The organism is Xanthomonas sp. NCPPB 1062 (assembly GCF_041481705.2).
GTDB classification, from domain to species: Bacteria; Pseudomonadota; Gammaproteobacteria; order Xanthomonadales; family Xanthomonadaceae; genus Xanthomonas; species Xanthomonas euvesicatoria.
On the sequence record NZ_CM192987.1, the window covers coordinates 3,931,764 to 3,953,756 of the forward strand.

Consider the following 21,993-nt stretch of genomic DNA (forward strand, 5'->3'; position numbering starts at 1 on the left):
CCCCTCAGAAACGCCACCAGGCGGCCACGAATGGCCCGCCCGCGGCACCGGTGTTGCGCCCCATCACCGGCTGCTGATACCCCACCTGCCATTGGCTGCCACCCGGCGCCGTGTACAGCGTGGACAACTGCAACTTGGTGAGATCGTAGTTGGTGCCGGTGGCGACGAAGCCCACGCCGCCACCGCTACCGGCAACATCGAAGTTGCCACGCCCGTTGCCCAACCCCTGGATCACATTGAGTTCGCCCAACAGCAGCCAACTCGGGGTCAGACTCAGACCTGTGGACGCGTCCACCCGCAGTTCGTCGGACGCCGCGCTTCCGCGCAGGCGGATTGCGCCCCCCAGATCGACATAGCCGTTACGGTCGCCCAGCGTGTAGCCGCGGCCGCGGCTGTAGCGCAGCTCAAGGCCATAGTCGCCAAGGCCAAGCGCAGGGTCGGAATTGGCAGAAGGATTGTCCGGGTGGTAGGTCTTGCTGCGCCCATACGCGGGGATGCTCACCAAGGCCTGCACGGCACTGCGCCAGACATCGTTCTGTGCGCTCGGCAACGCATAGCGCAAGCCGATTTCCTGATCGGCAAAACCGGTCGTCGTGATTTGCTGACGGCCGTTGACGGCATCGTGGTTGCTGAAACCCACGTCGTTGAAATAGAAGTTGCCGATGAAGCTGAGCTTTTCGGTCAGACCATGCTCGACGTAGACGTTGAGCTGGTCCTGACGGCTGCGGCCATTGCCATCGAACTGCTGGCCGTCGCCGAAGGTCGTGCGGTGGTGGCTGTCGTCGAACCACCCGCGGCCATCGCTATGCAGCGCCTTGACGATCACCAGGGTGTCGCCCTGCGGCTGGGTCCACGCACCGGCCAATGCGGTGCCCGGCAATGCGGCCAGCACACAGCTCAGTGCAAGCGCCGATGCCAGGACCGACAGCGCACGCGGTTGGGCTGGATTGGGATGACACGGCGAGGCAATCGAACTGGACTGCAGCGGGGTAGCGCACGACCGACGTACCCGCCTTTGCGGGTCGTTCTGTAAAGACATTGCACGATTCCTGATGGGGGACCCGGAAGGGACAGGAAGCTAGGGTTGATCACACTTCGGGGCGAAACGTATCACAGTTGCGGCCGGCGCCCCATCACCGACTTATCACAAATTTAACGCGATCCAACTCATTTGTTCTGCAACAAACGCGGCACCTGGGCCACTGCGTGGATCCAGATCGCAAGCCACACGCCAAGCCGCGTCGGCAGCCCGCGTCGATCGGCCTCGAATTTACGAAAATAGCGCCACAATCCACGATGTTTGTGCCACTCCACAAAGAACGGCCGCGCGCGGCTGGAGACCCCGCGTACGTGGAGCACCTGCAGATCGTTGGCCACCGCCACCAGAGCACCTGCCTGGCGGGCGCGCCGGCACAGATCCAGGTCTTCAGCATGCAGCCGGTAACTGCCGTCCCAGCCGCCCAGCCGGTCGAACAGGCTGCGCTGCATCAGCATCAACGCCCCAGAAATGGCATCCACCGGCTGCAAGGCGCGCGACGGATCGGCCGGCACCGCCAGATTGGCGGCGGCGCGCGGCGCGCGCAGCATCGCGGCGAAGTCCGGGTCGCGGCGGCGCACGGCCGCATCCGGGCGCCCCTGCTCATCCACCTGCTCCACCCCCAGCAACACCGCCGGATGTCCCGCTGCCCGGTCGTACAGCTGCAGCAAGGTATCGCGCGCGACCATCAGGTCCGGGTTGATGAAGACCAGCCAGGGTGCCTGCGAATCGCGCGCGCCCTGGTTGCAGGCAGTCGCAAAACCAGGGTTGTCGGGATTGGCGATGAAATGCAGCCGCGCATCGGCCAGGGCATGACGCTGCACCACTTCCAGGGTGTCGTCGCTGGAAGCGTTGTCGACCACGCGGATCTCGCTGATGCCCTCGGCCGCGCGCAATCGCGACAGGCACGCATCGATGGTGCTGCTGCTTTCATAAGTGACGACGACGGCGGCGATCTGGACGGGAGTCATCCGGCCATTATCCGGTGCCGGAGCGGCGCAGCGCCATCTTGGGTTGACCGATGCTCGCTGCGCGACAGGCGCTGCCGCGGCCGCATCGCGCCGACGTCCGGACGCGATTGGAACGGCGCCACGCTTCCGCTTGCACGCAGTGACCGGGCGCGAACGCGCCTTGCAGCATGGCGACCCACCGCCGCAAGGCGCATACTGCGCGCCCGGAGCCGCACGCGGTTTCCGTTGCCACACTTTTGTGCAACCGGCAAACCGACTGCGCAGCCAGGCAAGCGCGGGCAGCACGCGATGCATGTACCAGGGGTACATCTGCGTCAGAGCGCGTCGCCCGCTGCACCTGATCGCCAGCCGGGTTGCAGGTTGCTTTTGGTGCACTCCCACACCTGATTGTTGAGATGACGGTTAGCGACCTTGCGGTTTCGCGCTGCCTTTTCATTGCTTGCATCGCCGCGACCTGATGGCGGATGCGATGCGACAACGGCCCGGCAGCGCCGTTCTTGTTCTTGCCGGCGCGCGCGCCGCGTCCGCCGCCTTATTCCCGATAACCTGGTCTATACCACTCACCGGCGCAGTACGGTTGCCGCGCCCGTCGGGAGTCAGGCCATGAACGTGCCGCATCAGGTGCATGGCATGAGCCTGGAACTGGCATTGCCGGACTGGCCAGTACTGACCACCGATGAAATCCATCGCGTGCTGCAGCGGTTTGCGGCGGTGGGCCGCCTCACTGCGGTGCGCTGGCATAGCGCGCGCCCGTTCTCGGCAGCGGCCTGCGTGGACACTGCAAGCGGCCCGGTCATCGTCAAACGCCACCACTGCAGTGTGCGCAGCGTAGCCGCGCTGCGCGAGGAACACAGCTTCATGGCCCATCTGCGCTGGGCCGGTGCGCCGGTGGTGGAGGTGCTGCACGACGCCCGGGGCCGCACTGCGCTGGCGCACGCCGATTGGGTGTACGAAGTGCAGCGGGTGGGTGCGGGGCACGACCTCTACCGCGATGCATTGTCGTGGACGCCGTTCTCCGATGTTGCGCATGCGCGGGCGGCCGGCGCCGCGTTGGCGCAACTGCATTGCGCGGCCCAGGGTTTCGATGCGCCGGCACGCTCCACCAGCGTGCTGGTCGCCAATCTGCGATTGTTTGCCCAGGCAGACCCCCTGCAGGCGTTGCACGATGCCTTGCCAACGCGGCCGCACCTTGCAGCAGCCCTGCAGGACCGCCCCTGGCCAGACGATCTGGCCACCCACCTGCTGCCCTGGCATGCGCAGGCGTGGCCGCTGCTGTCTGCGCCAGGCGCGCTACCGCCGCTGTGGACCCACGGCGATTGGCATGCGTCCAACCTGCTGTGGGACACCACCGACGGAGCCACCCGCGTCAGCGCCGTCTTCGATTTCGGATTGAGCGATTGCAGCAGCGCGCTATTCGATCTGGCCACCGCGATCGAACGCAACCTCATCCCCTGGTTGCGGCTGGACACCGGCGCACGCGCGCAGGCCGAGCTCGACCAGCTCGACGCGCTGCTGGAGGGCTACGCGCAGCATCGCCCACTGGACGCAAACCACTTGCACCGCCTGGCTGCACTGCTGCCGATCGTGCATGCCGACTTCGCCTTGAGCGAAATGGAATATTTCGCCGGCATCACGCGTTCGCCCGCCAATGTCGATATCGCCTATCACCGCTATCTGCTCGGCCACGCGGACTGGTTCGCCAGCGCCGATGGCCAGCACCTGCTCGCGCATCTGCACGCACGTGCGCGCCGGCTGCCGTGAGCAGCTTCCTTTCTCTGTCGAGTCCTGCCCAATGTCCGTTGCCTTCCCCCTGCTGTCCCGCTGCCCGCTCGCGCTTGCACTGGCATTGTGCTGCGCCCCCGCACTGGCGCAGCAACAACCCGGCGCCGATGCGGTCGAACTGGACGCGGTCAACGTGCGTGGCGAGCGCGCGCAGACCAGCACGGCATTGAGCGGATTTGGCGCCACCCGGCTGCTGGACGCCCCCGCCTCGATCGCGGTCATCGATCGTGCGCAATTGCTCGATCGCCAGGCACGCGTACTCAGCGAGGTCTTGCGCGCCGATGCCTCTGCCGGCGATGCGTATGCGCCGATCGGCTATTACGAAAACTTCGTGGTGCGCGGCTATTCGCTCAATGCCGCCAACAGTTACCGCATCAACGGCATGAGCGCGGTGGGCGAACAATCGATCGCACTGGAAAACAAACAGCAGGTGCAATTGCTCAAGGGCCTGGCCGGGCTGCAATCGGGCGTCAACGAACCGGCCGGACTGATCGACTACCGCACCAAGCGACCCGAGCACGTGCGCAGCGTCACCCTGGGCACCGACGAACAGGGCTCGCGCTATGTCGCCGCCGATCTGGGCGACTGGTTCGGTGCCGAACGCACGCTGGGCTTACGCGTCAACGCCGCACGCGAAGACATCGACAGCTATGTCGATCATGCCGACGGCTACCGCAATTTCCTGTCGCTGGCCGGCGACTGGAAGATCACCCCGCAGGCGCTGCTGCAGCTGGACGTGGAGTATCAGCACCGGCAACAGCGCTCGGTGCCCGGCTATCAACTGCTGGGCGGCACGCAGGTACCGCGCGACATCGATGTGCACCGCCTGCTCGGCTACCAGCCGTGGGCGCGGCCGGTGGAAATGGATGCGCTCAACGCGCAGCTGCGTTACGCCTACCAGTTCAACGACGACTGGCGCGCCACCGCCGAAGCATCGCGCAGTCGCTCGAAGATCAACGATTTCTCTGCATTCGCCTGGGGCTGTTATGGCGCGGCAAGTTGCGCCGACATCGCCACGCCGAACTTCTTCAGCGCGCAGGGCGAATACGACATCTACGATTACCGCAGCCCCGACGACACCCGCATGCACGATCAGCTGCGTGCCACGCTCGAAGGCCATGTCGCGACCGGCGCGCTGGAGCAACACCTGAGCATCGGCGGCGAGTGGCTGCGCCGCACCATCGACCGTTTTGGTTCGGTCAACGAATTCGTCGGCAGCAGCAGCATCGATCGCGACCCGGAGGTCTTTGCGCAGACGGATGTTGCGCTGGACCCCAAGCAGCGCCGTCTGGACAGCCGCCAACGCGCGCTGGTCATGGCCGACCGGATCGGCCTGGGCGCGCAGTGGGAACTGTCGCTTGGCGCGCGCTACGTGCAACTGGACGAACGCAGCTTCGATCGCGACGGCCTGCTGGAGCGACGCACGCGCAAAGACACGGTACTGCCGCAGGCGGCGCTGCTGTTCAAACCGCAGCAGAACATGTCGCTGTATGCCAGCTACGCCAAGAGCCTGGCGGCCGGCGGCACGGCGCCGTGGTTTGCCGACAACGCCGACCAGATCCTGCCGCCCACCAATGCGTACCAACTGGAAACCGGCGCAAAGATCGACCTGCAGGGCCTGCGTCTGGGCGCGGCACTGTTCGACATCCGCCAGGCCTATCAGTTCACCCAACCGCAGGCCGATGGCGGTCTGCTCTATGTGCAGCAGGGCCGCCTGCACAACCGCGGCCTGGAGCTATCTGCCGACGGTGCGGCGACCCGGCAGCTGCGTCTGTTCGCCAGCGTCGCGGCAATCCGCGCGCGTGCAGAGGACACCGACATTGCCGAGTACGAAGGCCATCAGGCGATCAACGTGCCCAAGCTGCGCGCCAGCGTGCAGGCCGATTACAGCGTGCCCGGTATCGATGGTCTGGCCCTGCTGGGCGGTGTGCAATACAGCGGGCGCAAGTTTGCCGACCGCCTCGGCAACGCCAGCGTGCCGGCCTACACCGTCGCCAACCTGGGTGCCCGCTACGCCACGGCGCTGGGCGGGCTGGCGACCACCTGGCGCGTGAACGTGGACAACGTGTTCGACAAGCGCTATTGGCGCGATTCCGGCGAATATCAGGGCGATGCGTATCTGTTCCCCGGTGCGCCGCGCACCGTACGGCTGACGGTGCAGGTGGATTTCTAACCTGCACTGTAGGCACACATTGTCGGGCAGCGTCGACAGCCGGTCACCGGCGCTGCCAGCTCGCCTGCGGATTGTGCTCGTGGACGACGAGGTGCCGTGTTCCAAGGCTGAACTGTATGCACCGTCGTCCCAACGCCTCCTACGCCGCAACACGTTGACCTATCACGCACCAGGTACCGCATGTCGCTGCTCGAATCCATCGCTGTCGTGATCAACCTGCTGGGCGTGTGGCTCACCGCGCGGCGCATTCGCTGGTGCTGGCCGGTGGGCATCGTGGCGGTGGCGTTGTATGCGTGGCTGTTCTACCAGTGGAAGCTGTACTCGGACATGCTGCTGCAAGGGGTCTACGTGCTGACCCAGCTCTACGGATGGTGGCACTGGCAACCCGGCAACGCTGCAGACACGCGGATACGCCCGCTGCCGATGCCGTCCGCCGAACGCTGGCTTTCGCTGGGCATCGGCGCGGCGTTCGCTGCGGCGCTCGGCGCCTATATGCATTACCGCACCGATGCGGTGCTGCCGTGGCTGGACGCGGCGCTGGCCAGTTTCAGCCTGGTGGCCAGCGTGTGGGCAGCACGCAAGCGCATCGCCAACTGGGTATTGTGGATCGTGCTCGACTGCGTCTACGTCGGCGTCTTCATCAGCAAGGGGCTGTACCCTACTGCCATGCTCTACGCAGGCTTCGTGGCGCTTGCGGTGTACGGCTGGCATAGCTGGAAAACCCAACAGAACCAGAATATGGCTATCGCACGCTAAGCCGGTCGCGGTTTGCGCGCGCGTTCTTCTTTACCATCGCAACATGCACGCCTGCCACCTCATTTCCTTGCTCACGCCCTGCGTCTTCCGCCTGCGGTTCGCCGCATGAGCGTGTCGCGCCAACACACCATCACCGAAGCGATCTCCGCACAAATCTCAGCCGGCGAATGGGGACCGGATCAGCGCCTGCCGGTGGAACGCGCGTTGGCCGAGCGATTTTCCTGCACCCGCATCACGCTGCGCGAAGCGCTGCAGCAGCTTGAAGCCGAAGGCCGCATCTATCGCGAAAACCGCCGCGGCTGGTTCGTCAGCGCGCCGCGCGTGCGCTACGACCCCACCAGCATCGCCGGCTTCATGCAGTATGTGGCGGCGCAAGGACGCAAGCCGCGCACTGAATTATTGAGCGCCACCCGGCAGGTCGCGGGCGCGGCTTACGCCGCGGCGTTGCGACTGGACAGCCCGTACGACGAGGTGTTCGTCCTGCAACGTCGGCGCTGGATCGACCGCCGCGCAGTGCTGCTGGAAACCAATGTGGTGCTTGCGGACTGGGCGCCGGGCCTGCTCGAACACGATCTGGCAGGGTCGCTGTCCAGCGTGTTCAACCAGCGGCTGGGACTGTTCCTGAGCCGCGCGCAGCTGTCGATGCATCCGGCCGGATTGGACGCGACACAGGCAATGCTGCTGCAGTCCACGCCCGGCACGCCGTGTTTTCGGCTGCAGCGGATCAGCTTTGCCGAAGACGGCCGCGCGGTGGAACTGGATATCGAATCCTGGCGCCACGACGCATTGGATGTGGTGGTGCGGACCGAGGCGCCGACGCGGTCTGCTTTTTAGGGCCGGGAATTGGGAATTGGGAATTGGGAATTGGGAATTGGGAATTGGGAATCGTTGAAGAGCGTGCCGCATTGCTGCGTTCGTGGTGTGTGCGGCTTTGCTGCCACCTCGGTGTCATCAACAGCAGATTCGAAGCTACTTGATAGGCCGGATGACGTTTCGGCCAGAACGCATCGGTGACGTGCCGGCGGCATCGACGGGGCACGGCTGCTGATTGGGCGGTGGTTCCGCCTTTCGCCTGATGCAGGCATCACGACATCGATCCGGTCATGCGACAAGTGCGATCGCGAGAGCAGCGAGTGCGGCAGCGGAGTGGAACCTGCAGTTGCGATGTGCGCATGATCGGATGACGAACGTCGTCGTGCCTGCGTGATCCATGTAGATTGCGGACGATCACCGTGCCTGGCGGTGGGCAGGTCGTTCCGGCGGCGACGCTAGGCGTCGAACAACGCGCGTTGCAGGTCCGGTGGCGGGAGGTGGGCCAGGAGTTGCGTCAGCTGGTCGCGCTGCGCGCGCAACGGGTCGTGCATGAGGAAATTGGCCAGACGCGCATGCCAGGCCGGCCAGCGGGTAGCCAGCGCGTCCATGTCGCCTTCGGCCGGGCGGCCCTCGTGCGGGGAGGCAACGAAGGCGGTGTCGCACAGCACGTTACGCCAGCCCAGCCCACCCATGCGCAGGCTGAGATCCACCAGCGCCGCGTACCAGGAGCCGTAACTGCTGGCGTCCAGGCCACCGCCCTTGCGCCGCGCCGTTCCGCGCAACAGCACCGCATGCCCGATCGCCGACGGCAGTTCCGGGTGCAGCGGCGGCATCGCGGCACAGGCAGCCGCAAGCCGCTCGGGTGAATCCGGCATCGGGTTGAGTTCGCCCAGCCGCGGCCAGCTGCAGGCCTCGCCCACATTGCTCCATGGCGTGGCGGTGGCGATCGCGGCGTCGCGTGCAAAACACGCGGTCAGCTGCCGCAACCACCCCGGCAACGGGCAAGCATCCAACCCCAGCACCACCACGTCGGCATCGCCGCAGGCGCTGAGCATTTCGTCCAGATGCGCCACCTCGCCCAGCATGCGCTGGCGACGGGTGTAATGCGCCTGCAATGGCGTGCGTGCCAGCCAATGTTCGATCACTGCGCGCCCGCGCGGGCCGGCCTGCGCATCATCGGCCAGCCACACGCGTGTTCCTGCAGGCGTGGCCGCATCCAATGCGCCCAGACACGCATCCAGCGCCTCGTCGTCGGTGCCCACCGGCACCAGCACGACCGGCAGCGCTGCACTCATTGCGGCTTCTGGTTGGGTTTCAGAGGTTCCATGGCCTTGAATTTCTGGCCATATTCGTCGGTGAGATTGCGCGCTTCCTGCGGGTTGCGCACGATCGACGGGGTGATCAGCACGATGACTTCGCGGCGGTTGCTGGTCTTGCCCTTGGTTCCGAACAGCGCACCCACTACCGGCAACTTGCTCAGGAAAGGCACACCGTCGCTTGTATCGGACGTGGTGTCGTCGATCAAACCGGCCAGCATGATGGTATCGCCACTTTGCACCGCCGCCTCGGTCTTGACACGGCGCGTATTGATGTCGACGTTACAGGCAGCGGCGTTGATGGTGGCGGTTGCCGATGTGCACGCCGCCGGCCGATCGCCCGGGCTGCTGACTTCCTGCACGATATCCAGGAACACCATGCCGTCCTTGGTCACGCGCGGACGCACCTTCAAGATGACGCCGGTGTCGATGTACTGCACAGACGAATAGCTGGTGTCGGTGCCGATGCCGGTATTGATGGACGTTGAGTTGATCGCGATACGCGAACCGACATTCAACGTTGCTTCGGCGTTGTTGCGGACGAACACCGAAGGGGTCTGCAACAACCGTACATTGGTGACCTTGTCCAAGGCGGTGATGATGGCGGCGGCATTCTTGCCGAGGAAGCTCCAGGCAAGGCCCTCGGTGCCGGTCACCTTGCCGGCGATATCACCCCAGATGTTGCGCCCTGCGGCACTGGGCAACCCCGCGCCGCCGAAACCGTAGGTGGTCGAATCGGAGGCAGCATTCACCGCATTTTCGAAATACCAATTGACGCCGTAACTCAGCGCGCCCGTCAAGTTCACCTCGGCTACCTGCGCTTCGATATGCACTTGCATCGGCATCACGTCGAGCTTCTCGATGACGTCGCGGATCGAGCTCCATGCCTGCGGCGTGGAGCGCACCAGCAAGGTATTGGTCTCGGCCACCGCCGAGACACCCACCTTGTCGCCGGCCACTTCCAGCGTCACTGCGCCGTTGCCATTGCTGCGCGGCGACAGCTGCAGGCTGCCGTTACCCAAACCACCACTGCTGCTACCGCTGGTGCCGAAACCGCTGCCCGACGAACTGCCATCGCTGCTGTCGCCGATGCTGCCGCCGGTCATGCCGGAGCTGCTGCCCAGGCTGCTGTCGCGGTTGCCGAGCGTGCCACCGAGCACGCTGGTTTCCGACCCCGGCGCCAGCGACGCATTGGAATCGCCACCGTTGCTGCGGCCACCGAACACTTCCGAAAGCCGATCGGCCAGGTCCTTGGCCTTGATGTACTTCAGCTCGTAGGAGAACAGCCGCACGCCGCCACCGGCGCTGTCGATACGGTCCAGCCATTGCTGGATCTGATCCAGATAACGCGGCTGCGGGGTGATCACCAGCACCGCGTTGGCGTTTTCCAGCGGCATGAAACGGAACATGCCGGCGCTGGGGGTCTTGCTCTGCTCGCCGAACACCTTTTCCAGATCCGCACTGACCTTTTCGGCCTTGCCGGACTGGATCGGAAACACGCCCACCGACATGCCCGACAACCAGTCCACGTCGAAGATCTGCACGGTGCGCAGGTAGTTTTCCAGCTCCGCGCGAGTGCCGCCCAGGGTGATCACATTGCGCGCCGGGTCGGTGCCGACGATGGCGTTCGGGCGCGCGTACGGCTCCAGCACCTTTTTCATTTCGCTGGCGGAAATGAACTTCAGCGGCACCACGCGCACCTCGAAACCGCGTGCGGCAGAGGGCGATGCGGTGCTGGGCGCCACGGTGCCGGCCAACGCCTGGTCGGCCGGCACGATGTTGTAGCGGCCACCGCTGAATACCATGCGGGCGTTGTTCCAGCCCAGCACCATCTCCAGCAGGTTCAGCGCCTGCGCGGGCGACACCGGATTGGGCGTGGCCAAGGTCACGGTGCCCTGCACGCCGGGCGCGATGACGTAGTTCTGGCCGAGCATGTCGCCCAGGATCGCCTTGACCACCGCCTGCACCGATTCGCCTTCGAAATTGAAGGTGGCACTGCCGCTGCTGGCCATGCCCAGCGTGGGCGCCGGCGCGGACGCGGCGCCCTGGTTGATCATGGTGCCGCTGCCGCGCCGGATCACCGGACTGGGCTTGGCACTGGCGTTGGCGTTGCCATCGGCAGCCTGCTCGGCGGCGGTCTGGGTGGCGCCGGCAGCACCGACTTGCGGATCCAGGCGCGCGTTGCGGCGCACGTCCGGCGGCGGAGTGGTGGCGCAACCGGCCAGCAGGCCAATCAGCAGGGACACGGGAAACAGGCGCGGCGTCATGCGTTCACTCATTGGGTCTGACCGGGGGTAGAGCCGCTCTGGCGCTGCTGTTGCAGCTGGCGGCGTCGGGCTTCGATGCGTTCGCGGATGGCACGCATCTGATCGTCGGAGGGGCGTGGGGCTTCCTGCGCGCCATCGCTGCGCTGCGGCGGCACGGTTGGCGGTGTCTGCCCGCCTGGCTGCTGCTGTTGCACCGGCGCGACCGGTTGCGGTTGCGGCGGCTGCGGCGGGGCAAGTGCGGCAGCGTCGGGGGACGGTACCGGCGGGGTGGCAGTGGCGGCACCCCGTGCGGCGGCATTGGCGGTGGGCGGCTGCCCGCCCTGGCCGTTGAACACATGCAATTCCAGGGTTTGCGTGCCGCTGGGGCCTTCGATGGTTGCGCTACGCGGCTGCAGGGCGAGCAGGCGCCAGCCTTTCACCGCTTCGCCGCCCAGCTGCACGCGCACCGAATCCTGCGGGTCCAGGGTCAACGTCGCCATCTTGAAGTTGTCCGTCAGCAGCACGCCGGTCAGGCGTACTGTCGAAGCGGCGCTGCTGCCATCGTTGCCGGACAGGAAGAACGGATGCGGCAGGCGGTCTTCGGCAAACGCCGGGTGCGCGGCGATTTCCGAATATTTCTCGAATGGGCCCAGGCGCTCCGGCGCCGGTGCCGGCAACGTGGGCAGACGCTGCACCAGCGCCGGGTCGTCGGGCAGCAGCTCGACGCGCTTGCCCAGGCCGGCGACGGCCAGCACGCACACCAACAGCGCCCAACCGACCACGGTGGCCAGCAGCCAGGTGCGCAGGCCGATCATGTCAAGGCGCATTGCTGGCCTCCGCCGCGTTGGGGGCAGCAGGTGCGGCCTCGTTGTTCAGCGGTGCGGCGCTGGCGCCCGGGCGCAGATAGCCGGCCAGCTCGAAGGCGATATCCAGGCCGTTGCCGCTTTCGTTGGGCGAGAGCTGGTAGCGCTGCGCCATCACGTTGAGGTTGTCCACGAACAAGCGCGGCGTGCCGTTTTCCAGGCTGTACAGCACCGAGGCCAGTTCCGGCGTGCCGCAGCGCAGACGCACCTGCACCGCCACGCGGGTGAAGCGGTTCTTGCTCTCCGGCTGCAACGGCGAGCGATTGCTGATGGCGCAGCTGCGGTTGCCAGGACTGGCCTCCACCACCGCGCGTTCCAGCCGCTGCACCAGCCCGGCGGAGGCGAGTTCGGCCGAGGTTTCCGGCAGGAAGCCCGGGCGGCTTTCCAGCGTCTGCCGCGCCTGCTGCAGCCGCTTGCTGACTTCCGGCGCCTGCTGCAATTGCACGCGCACGCGCAGCTCGCGTTCGCGCAGCGCCTGCAGGTCGTCCTGCACCGCGATCATCGGTTGGGTGAACCATGGGTGCACCAGCACCAGGTAGGCCACGCCGATCACCAGCAACAGCAGGCCCAAAGCGATCCAGCGATCGCGCTTAACGCTGCGTGGCATCGGCCGCCTCCTTCGCATCGGGGCCGGCAAGCTCGGCGGTGATGGTGAAACGGTCGACATTCCGGCCGGCATCGCTCTGCAGCACGCCGGTCAACGACGGCGTACGCCACAACGGCGAGCCTTCCAGACGACGCACCAGCGAAGAGGCTTCGTTGCTCAATCCGATCAACTGCAGTTGCCCGCCTTCGACCGAAAATTTTTCTAGATACGTGCCACCGGGCAGGCGCCGGCTCAGTTCGTCCCAGATTTCGACCGAGGTCGGGCGGGTGGCGCGTTGCTGCTGGAAGAACCGCGCGCCTTCGACCAGGTCCATCAATTGCTGCCGTTCGGCAGCGACCTTGCGCGCGCGCGCGGCGTTGGCCTGCACCTTGGCGCGCAGATCGTCGGCGGCCTGACGGCGGTTGTCGAGCAGCAGCCAGCCGGCAACGGCCAGCAGCACCAGCGCAGAGGCGGCCAGCAACAGGTTCCAGCGCTGCATCGGGTCGCTGCGGCGCAGGCGTCGCGTCGGCGGCAGCAGGTTCACGCCCAACGGCAGGCCATTGGCGTCGGTCACATCGATGCCCGACAGCGCGCTGTTCCATGCGTCCGGCACACCGGCCGGGCCATCGATCATGCGTCGCGGCACCACCACCAGTTCGGCATCGAGCTGGCCGTCTTCGCGCACATCGAGCACGCGCGCATCGAAATACACCTGGTCGGCAGTGAACGGGGTTTGTCGATCGATCTCGAAACGCGCCACGTCCTGCAGGCGCGCCGCTGCCGCTGCGGGCAGGCGCAATGGCCGGCGCAAGGCGTGCGCGGCCGGCAACAGCCAATGCCGCGGCAGGCCTTCAAGCGCTGTCGGCAGCAAGCCATTGACTTCCTGCGGATGCACCGGCCACGGCAGGCTGGCGACGGTGTCGCAGCTGTGATCGCGCTGGCGCAGCAACTGCAGCGTGTCGCCATCCTGTTGCAACAGCAGGCGTGCCTGCGACAGGCCCAACTGCCATTGCCACCGCTGCGGCAGCCAGGCCAGCAGCGATTGTTGCCACCAACGCCAGAAGCCTCCGGCTCCCGGCATGGCGCGTACGCCGATACGACCCAAGGTGTCCCGCCATGCGGTCATTGCACTGCTGCTCCCTCTTCCCAACGCAACACGGTATAGGCCGACCCTGGTAATGCGGACGCGCTGGTCGACACCACCGCCCGCAACACGGCCTCGCGTCCCTGACTCAGTCGCGCCCGGCTCTCGATACTATAAGTGTCAGACCCACCGACCGTCGCCTCGCTGCCCGGCAAACCCAGCGGCGCGTCACGCTGGGCCAGCAGTTGCTGCGCGTCCAGACCCATCGCGGTGAGCACCGGGGCGGGCGCAAAACGCGCTTCAGGCCGCGAACGACCGCTGTACAGCGTGACGTTGGGCAACAGCTTGCGATACAGCTCGCCGTCGATGCCCAACACCAGGCGCAGTTCGCCCAGGGTTTCGAACGGACTGTCTTTTGCGCCATACGGCAGCCCGGCATCGGCGTAATCGCGATCTTCCGCGCCACCGCCGGGCTGGCTCAATGAATCGCCATCGCGCCAATCGACGATGGCACCGGCGATGCGCCCGGCACTGGCCTGCTCGCCGCCCACCGCGCGCACCAGACCGGCGAGCAAGGTGGGCTCGGCCATGTTCAGATCCACCTTGCCGCTTTCATCGGTGATACGAATCTCCACGCTGGCATCGTCCATCTGCCAGCGATAACGTCGGCCGTCCGGGCGCCAGCGTGCCTGGGTGTCGGCATCTTGCAAGCGAAACAATGCGTATTCCAGGCCAGAACGTGCGTACTCCTGCGCCTGCGCGCCGTTGCGCAGCATGCTGCCCTGCAGCGCTTCCACGCGTGCGGTGAGCGCGAACGCACCGATCATCGCGGTAAGCAATGCGATCAACCACAACACCAGCACCAGCGCGGCACCGCGCGAACGACTCATTGCCCTGCCCCCGGGTTGCTGGATTGCGGCAACGCCACCACCATCGGCGGCCATGCGGCATCGTCGCTGCGGATGTCGATGCGCACCATCAGCGGCAGGCGGTCGTGCCATTCCCACTGCGGCAGCCACGCGCTCAGGCGCCCGGTTTGCGGATCCATGCCGCGATACCGAAAACTCACCTGTTGCACGCCTTGGGCAAGGATCTCCGGCGGCAGCGGGCTGCTTTCTTCGATCGACTTGCCGGACTGCAGCATGGTCAAGGCAATCAGCAGGTTGCGCCGATCGCCATCGCCGGCGACCGACAGGTCGTGCAGATACGGCCCGCCGCGGCCCAGGTAATCGGGCACGTCTGCGGCAAAGCGCAGGCGTTGCGGCTCGCCGATGAACAGGATCGGCTGCTGGCTTTGCGTATCGATGCCCATGGCGATCGGCAATGCGGCGGCCAGGCGCCGCCGCAGGAATTCTTCCACCGCACGTACGCGCTCGCTGCGCTGTGCGATCGCTTCGCCGCGCTGACTCACCGCACTGGCCGAGCGCAAGGTGGCAAACGCCAACGCCAACCCACCGACCAGCAACATCGTGGCCAGCAGCACTTCGATCAAGGTGAAGCCTGCGCTGCGCGAACGGCTCATGGCGGGCTGCCCTGCGTGTTGGCTGCCACCAGCCGCAACGTGCGCCATTGCAGCATCTGATTGGGCTGCTCGCCCCAGCGCACCACCAAGGTCAATTGCAGCAGCCGGTGCGCGCCGGGCGACATCGGCGCCTGCGGGTTGCGCCGTGGCTCGTCGTACGGGCGCACGTCCATCGACCAGCGAAAGTGGCCGTTTTCGAACGTGCCTTGTTGCTGCTCGGGCTGCAGCGGCTTGTCGATGCCCTGCACGGCCAGCAGCGACTGCGCGTGCAAGGTGGCGCGCGTGCTTTCATCGGCCGCGCGCACCTGGCGTGCGGCGCCGGACAACGACCCCAGCAACAGGGTCAATGCCAACGCCAGCAACGCGAAGGCAACGATCACTTCGATCAGGGTGTAACCGCGCTGACGCTTCATGGCGCCGGCGTCCGCAAGGGGCCAGAACGCACCTCACCGGTGATCCAGCCCACGTCCACGCGCCATCGGGCGTCCTTGACCTGCAGATCGATGCGCCCCCCGGTGGACGCACCATCCGGAAAAAACTGGATCGCGCCCTGATCCTGCCGCGATTGCACCTGGCGCGCGCCGGTGAAGCGCACTTCCAGCGACGGCGGCAGATCGCCGTGATGGCCGCCGGGTGCTTCCCAGCGCCGCTGCTGCGGGTCGATCAGAAACCGCTGCGGTGTGCCGGTGGCAATCGCCTGGGTGCGCGTGTAGCGCAGCTGCGAGGCGATGGCCTTGCCGGCAGTGCGCAGGCGCATGCCGTCGATGCCGCCGTTCAATGCTGCGGCAGCAAGCACGCCGGCTATTGCGATCAACGCGATCACCAGCAGCATCTCCAGCAACGAGGTGCCACGCGTGCGTGCCCGACCAGGGCCGACCACTCCATGCCGATGACGCAACGACTGACACGCAACGCGCATGGCGAGCGCTTATTGGTACTTGATGTCCGCGTCGTAACTGCTGCCACCGGGCTTGCCGTCCTTGCCCAGGCTGATCAGATCGAACGGCTGACCGTCGCCGGGCGCGCGGTATTCGATGGCGTGGCCCCATGGGTCGTTGAGTTCGGCCGGCTTGGCGTACGGGCCCAGCCAACCGCTGCTGTCGCCGGGCTGGGTGACCAGGTCATCGAGTTTGCTCGGCAGCTTGCCGGTGTCGAGCTGGAAATTCTCGATCTTGCCGGCCAGCGTCTGGATCTGCGACTTGGCCAGATTGGCCTTGCCGCGATCGGCACCGCCCAGCACGCGGCTGCCGACCAGCGTGAGCACCGCACCGATCAGCACGATGACGATGATGATTTCCAGCAAGCTCATACCGGCCTGGCCTGCGCGCGACGGACTGCGGGTGATGGAACGCTTGATCATGAACGATTTCCTTGCACGTCGATGAAGGATGCTGCCGCCAACACATGACACGGCGGGCATTGCAAAGGTTCCCGCATGGGTGTCGTGCGGTCACCGGAACGTTGTGGTGAATACGCTGCCCGGTCAAGCGCGTGGCTGACAGGGCATTGCGCGCGCTTGGCCGTTGGACGCGGCACACGCGCGGGATGTGCAGTGTACGAGCGCGCCATGCCGATTCCGAGCAGCGGCTGTGCTCGGGTGAAGACTGCACCGTTGCACAGAGCTCCGCTCTCAGCCGATTGCATTGGTGAGGTCATACAGCGGGACCAGGACCGAAATGATGACAAGCCCCACCACCGAGGCCAGTACCAGCGTGATGAACGGCACCAGCGCAGCCAGTGCGCGGTCGATGGCCTGCGCGGTTTCCAGCTCGAAGGTGTCGGCGGTCTTGAGCAGCATCGTGTCCAATGCGCCGGACTCTTCGCCCACCTGGATCATCTGCAGCGCCAGCCGCGGAAAGCGCTTGCCGCGTGCCAGCGACATCGACAGGCCATGGCCGTTCTTGACGTCGTCGGCCGCATTGGCAACATCCTCCACCAACGCCAGATTGGACATGACGTTGCGCGCGATGCCGATCGCCGCCAGCAACGGCACGCCATTGCGCAGCAAGGTGCCCAGGGTGCGCGTCAGGCGTGCGGTTTCCAGCCGGGCAATCAGGCTGCCGACCACCTTCTGGCGCAGCAGCCATTGGTCCAGCGATGCACGGAACGCGGCATTGCGACGCTTGCGATCCAGCCACAGCCCCAGCACGCCCGGCACGACGATCAGCACGATCCACCAGTCGCGCACCAGCAGGCCCACGCTCAACACCGCCTGGGTAAACCATGGCAGTGCCACATCCAGGCTTTCGTACATCTGCGCAAATTGCGGCACCACGTAACCGAGCAGGAACAGCAACGCACAGCCCACCACCGCCAGCAGGATGGCCGGGTAGATCAGCGCGTTGATCACCTTGCCCCTGAGCGCACGGCTGCGCTCCAGATAATCGGCCAGCCGCTGCAGCGTGTCCTGCATGCTGCCGCCAGCTTCGCCGGCGCGCACCATGTTGATGTACAGCTTGGAAAACAGCCCGTGCTGGCGCTCGAGTGCGGACGACAACGGCGCACCGCCGCGCACGGTATCGCGCACATCGCCGATCACCCGCCGGCTTTTTTCGTCTTCGGGCAGATCCATCAGAATCGACAGTGCACGGTCCAGCGGTTGCCCCGCGCCGATCAACGTGGCCAGTTGCTGGGTGAATTGCACCAGCGCCGCATTGTCGAACGGCTTCTTGCGCAGCAGCATGCGCAGCGACGGCGAATCGTTTTCGCCGGTGGCCAGGCGCGTTTCCACCGGCAGATGGCCCTGTTCCTGCAGACGCAACGCCACCTCGGCATCGCTGGCCGCTTCCATCTGGCCGTCGAGCATTTCGCCGTGGGCGTCCAGGGCCTTGTAGCGGTAGAGGGGCATCAGGCTGGGAGGCCGGGATTGGGGAATCGGGAATCGGGATTCGGGAAAAGCACATCGCTGCGTATTGGCGACATCGCGCACGCATCGCTGTGCACGCACAGCGGAGCCAGCGGGTGGCCGTGCTGGCGGTTCGTTGGTCCGGTGCCTGCCAGGCGTGTTTCTGTCGCGTTACCGATCACGCATCCTCCGTGACGCGCAGGACTTCTTCGATGGTGGTTTCGCCGCGCAGGGCCTTGGACAGCCCATCTTCGTACATGGTGCGCATGCCGGCCTGGCGGGCGAGTTGTTCGATTTCGCCCATGCCGGCACGGCGCATCACCGCACGGCGCAATTCGTCGTTCATCACCAGGAATTCGACGATGGTGGTGCGGCCCAGATAACCGGTGGGCGCGGTGGCCGAGGGTCGCGGGCGATACAGGAAGATCTCGCCCTCCGGTTGCAGGCGACGCAGGTCGAACCTGGCGATTTCTTCCGGCGAGGCGGCGTAGCGCTCGGCGTTGGCCAGGTCGAGTTTGCGCACCAGGCGCTGCGCCAGGATGCCGTTGATGGTGGAGGTGAGCAGATAATCCTCCACGCCCATGTCGAGCAGACGGGTGATGCCGCCGGCCGCGTTGTTGGTATGCAGCGTGGACAGCACCAGGTGGCCGGTGAGCGCGGACTGGATCGCGATGCGTGCGGTTTCCAGGTCGCGCATTTCGCCGATCATGATGATGTCCGGATCCTGACGCACGATGCTGCGCAATGCGTTGGCGAAATCCAGCCCGATCTGCGGCTTGGCCTGGATCTGGTTGATGCCTTCGATCTGGTATTCCACCGGGTCTTCGACAGTGATGATTTTCACATCCGAGGTGTTGAGCTGGCTCAGCGCGGTGTACAGCGTGGTGGTCTTGCCCGAGCCGGTGGGGCCGGTGACCAGCATGATGCCGTGCGGTTGCTCCAGCACCTTGCGGAACTGCGGCAAGAAGTCTTCGGTAAAGCCCAGCTTGTAGAAGTCGAACACCACCGTTTCGCGATCCAGCAGGCGCATCACCACGCTTTCGCCATGCGCGGTGGGCACGGTGCTGACGCGCAGGTCCAGCTCCTTGCCCTGCACGCGCAGCATGATGCGGCCGTCCTGCGGCAGGCGGCGCTCGGCGATGTTGAGCTTGGCCATGATCTTGATGCGGCTGATGACTGCAGCAGTGAGCTTGGCCGGCGGGCTTTCGCCTTCCACCAACACGCCGTCCACGCGGTAACGCACCTTGAGCCGGCTTTCGAACGGTTCGATATGGATGTCGGAGGCGCGCAGTTCCACCGCGTGCTGGATCACCAGGTTCACCAGCCGGATCACCGGCGCTTCGGAGGCCAGATCGCGCAGCGCTTCGATGTCGTCGCTGCTGTTGGCATCGCCATCGGCGGTTTCCACGATGGTGCCCATCGCACTGCGGCCCTGGCCGTACCAGCGCTCGATCAGGTCATCGATTTCCGAACGCAGGCCCACCTGCAACAGCAACGTGCAGCCGGTGGCAAGACGCACCGCATCAATGGCGTAATCGTCGTAAGGATCGGCGATCCACAGCTCCAGCCGGCCATCGCGTTCGCCGACCGGGCACAGATGAAATTGCTTGAGAAAGCGCAGCGACAACCCCTGTACTTCCGGCAGCATTTCCGGCGGCGTGTCGCCGAGCTGGCGTGCGTCCACCAACGGCAAGCCAAGCACATCGGCGCAGGTTTCTGCATGATCGCGTTCGGACACCAGACCCAAACGGCCGAGCAAGGCGAGCAGGCCCATGCCGGATTCGGCCTGCAATTGGCGCGCGCGCAGCAGATCGGTGTCTTTCAGACGACGGCGTTCAAGCAGCGCATCGACGATGCGCGTCTCCGCACTTCGATGCTCGATTGGATCGACGGCAACCGCGTTCACACTCGTCTCCACTGGTCCGGCGCCGACTGTAGCAGTTTGCCGCGACGATCAACCGCACGCATTTGAAACGCCCTGAAAAACAATGCCCCCGGCGATTGGCCGGGGGCATCGGTCACACTATTTCGCTACTTACTGTCGTGCAACGAGCGTCAGCTTCGCGTAGCTCGCCGCGCCGACCAACTTGATGTAGTAGGTGCCGGCCTTGGGGGCAGTGAAACGCACGGTTTCGCTGTTGCCCGGACGGGTCGACTTGGCGTCGTAGCTTGTGGCGCTGGGCTCGGCCTCGAAGCTGACGTACATCGACACATCGCCGGTGCCGCCGTAGGTCATGAAGCTGAGCACGGCGCCGGCCTTGGCCTCGAAGCTGTACAGCGTGGAGCTGCCGGCGGTACCGCTCAATCCAGCAACAGGCGCCTTGTTGGTGAGCGCAATGGCGCTCGGCGCGCAGCTCTCGGTGGCCGGGTCGCACGGCTCCTCCAGCACGGCTTCCAGCGCGGCCTTGGCGTCGACGATACCGCTGCCGATCGGGGTGCTGGCCGGCGGAGTCACCGGGAAGGGGCGACTGGTCTGCTTGAGCAGGGCTTCGACCGCAGCCGGGGTCAGCGGGCCATCGCCCAGACCGATGGCTGCGCTCTGCACCAGCGCCACGACGCCGGCCACGTGCGGCGAGGCCATCGAGGTGCCGCCTAGACCCATATAGGTATAGCTACCGGAGGTCGGCGTGGTCGCACCGGTGTACCCGGCCTGCCAGACGTAACCGCCCGGATTGCCGTCCACGCTACCGCCGCCGCCCGGACCAGAGAGGTCGACCTTGCTGCCGTAGTTGGAGTAGTAGGCGATGCCACCGGTGATGCGCGTGGCGCCAACGGTGATGGTGTTGTTGCAGCTGGCCGGCGAATGGTTGGCCGCATCTTCGCTGCTGTTGCCGGCCGCGACCACCACGGTGGTGCCGCGCGACACCGCGCCATTGATCGCCAGCTGGGTGGCCGAATCGCAGGGCTCGCCGCCCCCGAGGCTCATGTTGATCACTTCGGCCGGATTGGTGTTGGCCGGCACGCCGTCGACGCTGCCGCCGGAGGCCCACACGATCGCATCGGCGATGTCGGAGGTGTAGCCGCCGCAACGGCCGAGCACGCGCACCGGCAGGATGGTCGCCTTCGGCGCGACGCCCGCCATGCCCACGCCGTTATTGGTCGCCTCGGCCACGGTGCCCGAAACGTGGGTGCCGTGCCAAGAACTTTCCTGCGCCTGCGAGCCCGCGTAGCAGACGTTGTCGGCCTCTTCCCAGTCACCGTAATCGAGTGCGCCCGGCACGCGCGCATCGGTGGGACGACGCGAGACTTCGGCGTCGGTGATGAAGTCGTAGCCCTGCAGGAGATTGCCGGCAAAATCGGGGTGATCCGGCAGGATGCCGGTATCCAGCACCGCCACCACCACGCCTGCGCCCTGCGACAGATCCCAGGCGCCCGGTGCGTTGATGCCGCCGTTGGGGTTGCTCAGGTGCCACTGGTACTGGGCGTAGAACGGGTCGTTGGGAACCAGCTGCGGGCTCACGTCGGTGGCAGGAAGGCTTTTGCTGATATCGATCGGGCGCAGCATGCGGTCGATCTGCACGTCGGCCACGGATGGGTCGTTCTTGAGCTCGACCACCACTTTATCCACCTGCGCGGCGGTCAGCGTGCTGGACAGCTTGATCAGGTCCGAGCCGATGCCCAGCTTGCGCACATACGTCGCCTTGGCGGCGGCAGCGCTGCTGCGCGCGCCGGTACTGGCGCCAACGCGGCCCACCGCGGCCTGCACGGCGCTCAGCTTGCTGCTGCGATCGGTTGCAGCGGCGGTATTGTCCTTGTAGCGCACGATCAACCGGCTACCGAACGCTGCGCCGGCCGGGGCTGCCTGGGTCGGTTCCTTGACCAGCAGTTTGGGGGCGGCAGCGAGCGTGCCAGAGGCACCGAGGGCCATCATCAGGATGGCGCCGGTCAGCGGGTTGAGACGGAAATTCTTGTCGATCACGGTGAAGTCCTCTTCGTATTTTTCGTGAATCAGGCTTGGCGCAGCCGGCGCAATCGCTGCGTAGCCGCGGTGCGGTGCGCT

Annotated in this window: 19 protein-coding genes; 4 read left to right on the forward strand and 15 right to left on the reverse strand. The window is 66.0% G+C overall.

What is annotated here, in order from left to right; translation table 11 throughout:
• Positions 1-4: 4 nt before the first annotated feature.
• Positions 5-1,039: a hypothetical protein gene (locus ACCQ16_RS16820; protein ID WP_372380031.1), complete on the reverse strand. Its 1,035-nt coding sequence runs from the start codon at positions 1,037-1,039 to the stop codon at positions 5-7.
• A gap of 128 nt (positions 1,040-1,167) precedes the next feature.
• Positions 1,168-2,007: a glycosyltransferase family 2 protein gene (locus tag ACCQ16_RS16825; protein ID WP_008573749.1), complete on the reverse strand. Its 840-nt coding sequence runs from the start codon at positions 2,005-2,007 to the stop codon at positions 1,168-1,170.
• Positions 2,008-2,610: 603 nt separating this feature from the next.
• Here ACCQ16_RS16825 and ACCQ16_RS16830 point away from each other — a divergent pair.
• The 4 genes from ACCQ16_RS16830 to ACCQ16_RS16845 all read left to right on the forward strand — a co-directional run bounded on the left by ACCQ16_RS16830 (position 2,611) and on the right by ACCQ16_RS16845 (position 7,552).
• The gene (locus ACCQ16_RS16830) at positions 2,611-3,768 is read left to right on the forward strand and encodes a phosphotransferase enzyme family protein (RefSeq protein ID WP_277572481.1); all 1,158 of its coding nucleotides are present in this window, start codon (positions 2,611-2,613) and stop codon (positions 3,766-3,768) included.
• Positions 3,769-3,799: 31 nt separating this feature from the next.
• A complete protein-coding gene (locus ACCQ16_RS16835) occupies positions 3,800-5,962 on the forward strand; it encodes a TonB-dependent receptor (RefSeq protein ID WP_277572480.1) in 2,163 nt (720 codons plus the stop codon).
• A 180-nt stretch (positions 5,963-6,142) separates the two neighbouring features.
• Entirely contained in the window at positions 6,143-6,718 is a 576-nt protein-coding gene (gene pnuC, locus ACCQ16_RS16840) for a nicotinamide riboside transporter PnuC (RefSeq protein WP_065627750.1), read from the forward strand.
• Positions 6,719-6,823: 105 nt separating this feature from the next.
• Complete coding sequence (locus ACCQ16_RS16845) at positions 6,824-7,552, forward strand: UTRA domain-containing protein (protein WP_008573738.1); 729 nt, start codon at positions 6,824-6,826, stop codon at positions 7,550-7,552.
• A gap of 434 nt (positions 7,553-7,986) precedes the next feature.
• On the opposite strand, the gene ACCQ16_RS16850 is transcribed toward ACCQ16_RS16845, so the two are convergent.
• The 13 genes from ACCQ16_RS16850 to ACCQ16_RS16910 all read right to left on the reverse strand — a co-directional run bounded on the left by ACCQ16_RS16850 (position 7,987) and on the right by ACCQ16_RS16910 (position 21,912).
• Positions 7,987-8,826 carry a glycosyltransferase family 2 protein gene (locus tag ACCQ16_RS16850; protein WP_277572479.1) on the reverse strand — a complete coding sequence of 280 codons (840 nt, stop codon included), beginning with the start codon at positions 8,824-8,826 and terminating at the stop codon, positions 7,987-7,989.
• On the reverse strand, positions 8,823-11,126 hold the full coding sequence (gene gspD, locus ACCQ16_RS16855; protein ID WP_031424343.1) for a type II secretion system secretin GspD: 2,304 nt from the start codon (positions 11,124-11,126) through the stop codon (positions 8,823-8,825). The genes ACCQ16_RS16850 and gspD overlap by 4 nt, the downstream gene beginning before the upstream one ends.
• Entirely contained in the window at positions 11,123-11,920 is a 798-nt protein-coding gene (gene xpsN / locus ACCQ16_RS16860) for a type II secretion system protein XpsN (RefSeq protein WP_011348579.1), read from the reverse strand. Before xpsN ends, gspD begins: the two co-directional genes overlap by 4 nt.
• Entirely contained in the window at positions 11,910-12,563 is a 654-nt protein-coding gene (gene gspM / locus ACCQ16_RS16865; protein WP_005913511.1) for a type II secretion system protein GspM, read from the reverse strand. The genes xpsN and gspM overlap by 11 nt, the downstream gene beginning before the upstream one ends.
• The gene (locus ACCQ16_RS16870; protein WP_005913509.1) at positions 12,547-13,668 is read right to left on the reverse strand and encodes a PilN domain-containing protein; all 1,122 of its coding nucleotides are present in this window, start codon (positions 13,666-13,668) and stop codon (positions 12,547-12,549) included. The genes gspM and ACCQ16_RS16870 overlap by 17 nt, the downstream gene beginning before the upstream one ends.
• Entirely contained in the window at positions 13,665-14,516 is an 852-nt protein-coding gene (locus tag ACCQ16_RS16875) for a type II secretion system minor pseudopilin (RefSeq protein ID WP_005913507.1), read from the reverse strand. Before ACCQ16_RS16875 ends, ACCQ16_RS16870 begins: the two co-directional genes overlap by 4 nt.
• Positions 14,513-15,148, reverse strand: coding sequence for a type II secretion system protein J (locus tag ACCQ16_RS16880; protein WP_008576217.1), 636 nt, complete (start codon positions 15,146-15,148; stop codon positions 14,513-14,515). The genes ACCQ16_RS16875 and ACCQ16_RS16880 overlap by 4 nt, the downstream gene beginning before the upstream one ends.
• Entirely contained in the window at positions 15,145-15,561 is a 417-nt protein-coding gene (gene xpsI / locus ACCQ16_RS16885) for a type II secretion system protein XpsI (protein WP_008576216.1), read from the reverse strand. Before xpsI ends, ACCQ16_RS16880 begins: the two co-directional genes overlap by 4 nt.
• The gene (gene xpsH / locus ACCQ16_RS16890) at positions 15,558-16,067 is read right to left on the reverse strand and encodes a type II secretion system protein XpsH (RefSeq protein WP_277572478.1); all 510 of its coding nucleotides are present in this window, start codon (positions 16,065-16,067) and stop codon (positions 15,558-15,560) included. The genes xpsI and xpsH overlap by 4 nt, the downstream gene beginning before the upstream one ends.
• A 9-nt stretch (positions 16,068-16,076) precedes the next feature.
• Positions 16,077-16,508, reverse strand: coding sequence for a type II secretion system major pseudopilin GspG (gene gspG, locus ACCQ16_RS16895; RefSeq protein WP_003490502.1), 432 nt, complete (start codon positions 16,506-16,508; stop codon positions 16,077-16,079).
• Positions 16,509-16,778: 270 nt separating this feature from the next.
• Positions 16,779-17,996: a type II secretion system protein XpsF gene (gene xpsF / locus ACCQ16_RS16900; protein ID WP_003490504.1), complete on the reverse strand. Its 1,218-nt coding sequence runs from the start codon at positions 17,994-17,996 to the stop codon at positions 16,779-16,781.
• Between the two features lie 175 nt (positions 17,997-18,171).
• Entirely contained in the window at positions 18,172-19,899 is a 1,728-nt protein-coding gene (gene gspE / locus ACCQ16_RS16905; RefSeq protein WP_014091052.1) for a type II secretion system ATPase GspE, read from the reverse strand.
• Between the two features lie 129 nt (positions 19,900-20,028).
• Positions 20,029-21,912: a diffusible signal factor-regulated S8 family serine peptidase gene (locus ACCQ16_RS16910; RefSeq protein ID WP_008576211.1), complete on the reverse strand. Its 1,884-nt coding sequence runs from the start codon at positions 21,910-21,912 to the stop codon at positions 20,029-20,031.
• Between the last annotated feature and the right edge of the window lie 81 nt (positions 21,913-21,993).

Bases quoted from the DNA above. Each gene is read 5' to 3' on its own strand.
- xpsI (WP_008576216.1), bottom strand. From the start codon at position 15,561: ATGAAGCGTCAGCGCGGTTACACCCTGATCGAAGTGATCGTTGCCTTC.
- gspG (WP_003490502.1), bottom strand. From the start codon at position 16,508: ATGATCAAGCGTTCCATCACCCGCAGTCCGTCGCGCGCAGGCCAGGCC.
- ACCQ16_RS16875 (WP_005913507.1), bottom strand. From the start codon at position 14,516: ATGAGTCGTTCGCGCGGTGCCGCGCTGGTGCTGGTGTTGTGGTTGATC.
- xpsH (WP_277572478.1), bottom strand. From the start codon at position 16,067: ATGCGCGTTGCGTGTCAGTCGTTGCGTCATCGGCATGGAGTGGTCGGC.
- pnuC (WP_065627750.1), top strand. From the start codon at position 6,143: ATGTCGCTGCTCGAATCCATCGCTGTCGTGATCAACCTGCTGGGCGTG.
- gspM (WP_005913511.1), bottom strand. From the start codon at position 12,563: ATGCCACGCAGCGTTAAGCGCGATCGCTGGATCGCTTTGGGCCTGCTG.
- ACCQ16_RS16830 (WP_277572481.1), top strand. From the start codon at position 2,611: ATGAACGTGCCGCATCAGGTGCATGGCATGAGCCTGGAACTGGCATTG.
- ACCQ16_RS16870 (WP_005913509.1), bottom strand. From the start codon at position 13,668: ATGACCGCATGGCGGGACACCTTGGGTCGTATCGGCGTACGCGCCATG.
- gspD (WP_031424343.1), bottom strand. From the start codon at position 11,126: ATGAGTGAACGCATGACGCCGCGCCTGTTTCCCGTGTCCCTGCTGATT.
- xpsN (WP_011348579.1), bottom strand. From the start codon at position 11,920: ATGCGCCTTGACATGATCGGCCTGCGCACCTGGCTGCTGGCCACCGTG.
- ACCQ16_RS16835 (WP_277572480.1), top strand. From the start codon at position 3,800: ATGTCCGTTGCCTTCCCCCTGCTGTCCCGCTGCCCGCTCGCGCTTGCA.
- ACCQ16_RS16825 (WP_008573749.1), bottom strand. From the start codon at position 2,007: ATGACTCCCGTCCAGATCGCCGCCGTCGTCGTCACTTATGAAAGCAGC.
- ACCQ16_RS16820 (WP_372380031.1), bottom strand. From the start codon at position 1,039: ATGTCTTTACAGAACGACCCGCAAAGGCGGGTACGTCGGTCGTGCGCT.
- xpsF (WP_003490504.1), bottom strand. From the start codon at position 17,996: ATGCCCCTCTACCGCTACAAGGCCCTGGACGCCCACGGCGAAATGCTC.
- ACCQ16_RS16845 (WP_008573738.1), top strand. From the start codon at position 6,824: ATGAGCGTGTCGCGCCAACACACCATCACCGAAGCGATCTCCGCACAA.
- ACCQ16_RS16880 (WP_008576217.1), bottom strand. From the start codon at position 15,148: ATGAGCCGTTCGCGCAGCGCAGGCTTCACCTTGATCGAAGTGCTGCTG.
- ACCQ16_RS16850 (WP_277572479.1), bottom strand. From the start codon at position 8,826: ATGAGTGCAGCGCTGCCGGTCGTGCTGGTGCCGGTGGGCACCGACGAC.